The following is a 4,881-nucleotide window of genomic DNA, read 5'->3' on the forward strand; positions in this document are numbered from 1 at the left end:
GCCGGACCGCGCCGTTCACGGCGCTTCAGCCCTCGCCAAGCCAGCCGTGGCGATCTTCTCCCGCTTTATGGCCCGTCCAGGGCGGATGCCTTCGCCCGGGCAAAACCCTTGCTCCAAGACCGCGTCTGAACGTGGAACGCGAAGTTGCAAGTGGACTATTGCTGAAGGGTCCTGGGCCTCGCGTTCCAATCAGGTTTTTCCCTTTTGCTTTCGGACCCCGGCCATTACCCTCGCGCGTCTTTTGCCAAAATGCCGCCGCGATTCTTCAATACTTTGTCCCGGTCGGTTCAACCCTTCTTCCCACGCGACCCGCAGGGGAAACGGGTGGGACTCTATTGTTGCGGACCGACGGTGCATGACTTTGCTCACATTGGGAATTTTCGGACCTTCGTATTCGCCGATTTGGTCCGGAGACACCTTGAGGCAAGCGGATTCGAAGTCCGGCACGTGATGAACATCACGGACGTGGAAGACAAGATCATTGCGAGGATCAGGCAGACCGGTACTAGTCTTCAGGAGTTCACCCGGCAGTTTGAAAGGGCGTTCCTCGAAGATCACGCGGCGTTGGGTTGCCTGAAGCCCCATGTGACGCCCCGGGCGACGGAGTATGTTCAGGAGATTTTGGAACTGATCCAGAAACTCCTCGATCAAGGCGTCGCTTACCAGGCACCCGACCGGTCGGTCTATTTCAGCATCGATCGATATCGGGGCTGCGGCTGCCGCTACGGCCAGTTGGTGCAACTCGATTTCGAGGAAATGCGCCCGGGAGAACGTGTGAGCCGCGACGAGTACGCCAAAGAATCGGTGGCGGATTTCGCGTTGTGGAAAGCGCGCGTGCCCGAGGACGGTCCGGTTTTTTGGCCCAGCCCCTGGGGGGAGGGCCGCCCAGGCTGGCACATCGAGTGCAGTGCCATGAGCATGAAGTGTCTGGGTCCGAGCTTCGACCTGCATCTGGGCGGCGAAGATCTGATGTTCCCGCACCACGAGGACGAGATTGCTCAGAGTGAAGGGGCCAGAATGCAAGCGCCCGGGGAGCCCTTCGTGAAGTATTGGATGCACGGCGCTCATCTGCTGGTGGAAGGAAAGAAGATGGCCAAATCCTTGGGCAATTTCTTCACCCTGCGCGATCTGCTGGCCAAAGGATTCTCCGGGCGTGAAATCCGCTTTCTGCTGCTTTCAGCCCACTACCGCGAATCCTTCAACTTCACCCTCGACGGCCTGAAAGGAGCCCAAGCGGCGCTGAGCCGGCTGGACGACTGTCTGCGCCGGGTCGCGGAACGGGCGGGGGGAGGGCAGCCGCCAGAGCGGCACGAAGCCTCCCCAATCCTGGTCAAGTTTCGTGCGGCGCTCGACGATGACCTCAATGTTTCGGCGGCCTGGGGGGTGGTTTTCGAGTGGGTGGCCGCGCTCAACCGCTCCCTTGCGGAAGGGACACTCGCGCCTGAATCGGCGCGGGAAGCACTCGCAAACTGGGGCTCCATGGACGCGGTGCTCGGGGTGGGGCGCGCGGTGGAAGCCGAAGCTCCTCCTGAGTTCCAAGCCCTGCTCGAGGAGCGACAATCGGCGAGAAAAGCCAGGGACTTCAAGCGGTCTGACGCGATCCGGGATGAATTGAAAACCCAGGGCTGGGCGATTGAAGATACCCCGCAGGGTCCGCGCCTCAAGAAACTCTAATATGAAAGCAAACGCGGTTCTCGATTACCTCAAGGCTTGCCGCAAGAAACACCTGGACACCTTGATCCGATATGCCTCCTTTCCCAGCATCTCCGCCCAGTCATCCCATGCGGGCGACATGCGAGCCTGCTCGGATTGGTTGCGGAATCATTGCGAGTCGATCGGATTGAGCGCGCGCTTGGTGGAGACTCCGGGCCATCCCGTGGTCATGGCGACCACTCGGCGCATTTCTCGCAGCGGATCCGCAAAAGACCGGCCTCACTTCGTCCTCTACGGCCACTACGATGTGCAGCCGCCCGAGCCCCTTGAACTCTGGAAGTCCGATCCCTTCAAGCCCACCGTCAGGCAGGGCGCATTGTTCGCCCGTGGCGCCAGCGACAACAAAGGCCAGCACCTGGCGCATCTCAACGCCATCGAGGCGTATTTGCGCACCGGCACGCCCTTGCCTTGCGATGTCACCTTCCTGATCGAGGGAGAGGAGGAGGTCGGCAGCGATCATCTGCCCAAGGTGGTCAGGAAACACCGGCGGGAACTGGCTTGCGATGCCATGGTGATTTCGGATACCGGCATGCCTTCGCGGGAGTGCCCGGCGCTGACCTACTCCTTGCGAGGACTCGCCGCTTTGGAGATTCATGTTCAAGGGCCTGACCGGGATCTCCATTCGGGACTTTATGGCGGCGCCGTCAATAATCCGGCCATGGCGCTGGCCCAAGTGCTGGCCCAGGTGCGCGACGCGCGCGGACGGATTGTGATCCCGGGCTTTTACGACGGGGTGCGCCCGCTGACCGCGGTCGAACGGGGGCATGCGCGGCGTTTGCCGCATTCGCCCGAGGCGATTCGAAAGATGCTGGGGGTGCCGGCGCTCTTTGGCGAGCAAGGCTACACCGAATACGAGCAACGCACGGCGCGGCCTACGTTCGAAATCAATGGATTGACCAGCGGTTATCAGGGCGAGGGAAGCAAGACCATCATCCCTTCATGGGCCAGCGCCAAGATCACCATGCGCTTGGTTCCGGGCCAGAACCCCGCGAAAATCAAGGAAGCGGCCTGCCGCTATTTGCAATCGATTTGTCCCCCTTCGGTGCGCCTGACGTTGAAGAAGGGGCACGATGGTGAACCGTATTGGGTGGATCCCACCGGACCCACGTCCGCGGCCTGTTTGCGGGCACTGGAAAAGGCGTTTGGCAAGCCTCCAGTCCTTCTCCGCGAAGGTGGCTCCATTCCCATCGTGAACACTTTCAGCCGCGAACTCGGCGTGGACGTGTTGTTGCTCGGACTCGCCTTGCCCGACGACAACCTGCATTCCCCGAACGAAAAGTTCGATTTGGAGAACTACTATCGCGGTTCGGTGCTGAGCGCCGAGTTATGGCCGGAATTGGCCATCAGCACAAAAGGATGAATGTATGCTGATCATTCAGGTCCAAGTGCGGGTGAAATCGGAACATGTGGATGCCTTTCGCGCCGCGACAGTCGCCAATGCCCGGGAAAGCGTGCGGGAAGCCGGCATTGCGCGCTTTGATGTGCTGCAAGACCTCACTGATCCCACTCGGTTCCTGCTGGTCGAGGTGTACCGGAATCCCGAGGCGCCCGGGCGGCACAAGGAAACGGCGCACTACGCCCTTTGGCGTGACACCGTGGCGCCGATGATGGCCGAGCCGCGTTCCAGCGTGAAGCTGACCAGCGTGTTTCCCGACGACGGCGGCTGGTGAACGTGGAAACGGCATGCCGCTGAGTTTCGAATTCGCCACCGCGCATCGAGTCCTCTTCGGCGCGGGCCGGCTCAAAGATGTCCCCGCCTTCGTCCGATCACTCGGATCATCCGTCCTGGTGATGACGGGCTCGAGTCCGCAGCGGGCCGCGGGACTTTTGCAAGGACTGCGCGAAACGGGACTCGAACTCCGCACTCAGCAAATTTGCGGGGAACCACGGGTGGAAGACGTGGAGGAAGGAGCGGCCACGCTCCGGCGGTTGCAGTTCCCTGTCGTGGTGGGATTTGGCGGAGGCAGCGTGCTGGACGCGGCCAAGGCGGTCTCCATCATGGCGAAGCAAGAGGGAACGGTTCTCGATTTCCTGGAGGTGGTTGGGCGAGGGCGCGGTTTGCGGGACGAATCGCTGCCTTGCGTGGCCATCCCCACGACCGCGGGCACGGGAACCGAAGTCACTCGCAATGCGGTGATCACATCCGAGGAGCACCGGGTCAAAGCGAGTTTGCGCAGTCCGGCGATGCTGCCCCGGCTCGCCTTGGTGGATCCCACTCTGTGTTTCGGACTGCCTCGTCCGATCCTGGCTGCCACCGGCATGGATGCCCTGACGCAATTGATCGAACCTTTCGTGTCCTGCCGGGCGAACCCCACCGTGGATGCCTTGTGCCGGGAAGGCATGGCTCGATCGGCTCGGTCGCTGACCCAAGCGTGGGATCAGCCCGATGATTTGGAGGCGCGGGAGGACTTGTCGCTGGCGAGTTTGCACAGCGGTTGGGCGCTGGCGAACGCGGGATTGGGGGCGGTGCATGGAATTGCGGCCCCATTGGGCGGCATGTTCAAGGCGCCGCACGGAGCCGTCTGCGCCGCGCTCCTGGCTCCCGTGATGCGGATGAACTGGAACGCGCTGCGGACTCGCGCGCCCGGCCATCCCTCGATCGAGAAGTATCGTCAGGTGGCCGTGTTGCTGACTGGGAATGCGGTCGCCGGGGCGGAGGAGGGGATGGCTTGGGTGGAAGACTTGGCGCGCCGATTCGAGATACCCGGCTTGCGCCACTATGGCGTGCGTTCGGATGACTTTGAGGGAGTGGCGGAAGCCGCGCAGAAGGCGAGCAGCATGAAAGCCAATCCGATTGCGCTTGAAACCAGGGAACTGATGGAAGTGTTGGAGCGGGTTTGGTAGTGGGCTTTCGGTGGCGTCCATCATGCGGACTTCCGGAGGAGAGGACAGGCCGTTCGCAACGGGTGCCTTGCGGAGCGCGGCTGGGTTCTCCTTCGACCAGCCGCAGCACGTTGGAGAATCGCAAGGATGCTGACCTGTCCGCGCTGCGGCTGGTCTCCGCTATCGGCGCTGCCCCAAATGACAATGGCTGCAGTGCATCCCGATGTTGCCGGTGATGCAGGTAGGGCGCGTCCGTCCCGGCGCGCCGCCGGAGCATGATGTTTTGCATCCGGTGGGCGGCGGGCTGGGACAGGCCCGCCCTACCAACAACATCGGGATACACGG

General features: G+C 62.3%; 4 protein-coding genes. All 4 read left to right on the top strand.

Annotated elements, in window-relative coordinates; all coding sequences use genetic code 11:
• Positions 1 to 249: 249 nt before the first annotated feature.
• The 4 genes from FJ404_19265 to FJ404_19280 are packed head-to-tail and all read left to right on the top strand — an operon-like array spanning position 250 to position 4,557.
• On the top strand, positions 250 to 1,674 hold the full coding sequence (locus FJ404_19265) for a cysteine--tRNA ligase (protein MBM3824991.1): 1,425 nt from the start codon (positions 250 to 252) through the stop codon (positions 1,672 to 1,674).
• A gap of 1 nt (position 1,675) precedes the next feature.
• Complete coding sequence (locus FJ404_19270; GenBank protein MBM3824992.1) at positions 1,676 to 3,073, top strand: dipeptidase; 1,398 nt, start codon at positions 1,676 to 1,678, stop codon at positions 3,071 to 3,073.
• Between the two features lie 4 nt (positions 3,074 to 3,077).
• The gene (locus tag FJ404_19275) at positions 3,078 to 3,383 is read left to right on the top strand and encodes an antibiotic biosynthesis monooxygenase (GenBank protein MBM3824993.1); all 306 of its coding nucleotides are present in this window, start codon (positions 3,078 to 3,080) and stop codon (positions 3,381 to 3,383) included.
• Positions 3,384 to 3,396: 13 nt separating this feature from the next.
• Complete coding sequence (locus FJ404_19280; protein MBM3824994.1) at positions 3,397 to 4,557, top strand: iron-containing alcohol dehydrogenase; 1,161 nt, start codon at positions 3,397 to 3,399, stop codon at positions 4,555 to 4,557.
• Positions 4,558 to 4,881: the final 324 nt, after the last annotated feature.

The sequence above is a fragment of the Verrucomicrobiota bacterium genome, from assembly GCA_016871495.1.
Taxonomy (GTDB): Bacteria; Verrucomicrobiota; Verrucomicrobiia; order Limisphaerales; family VHDF01; genus VHDF01.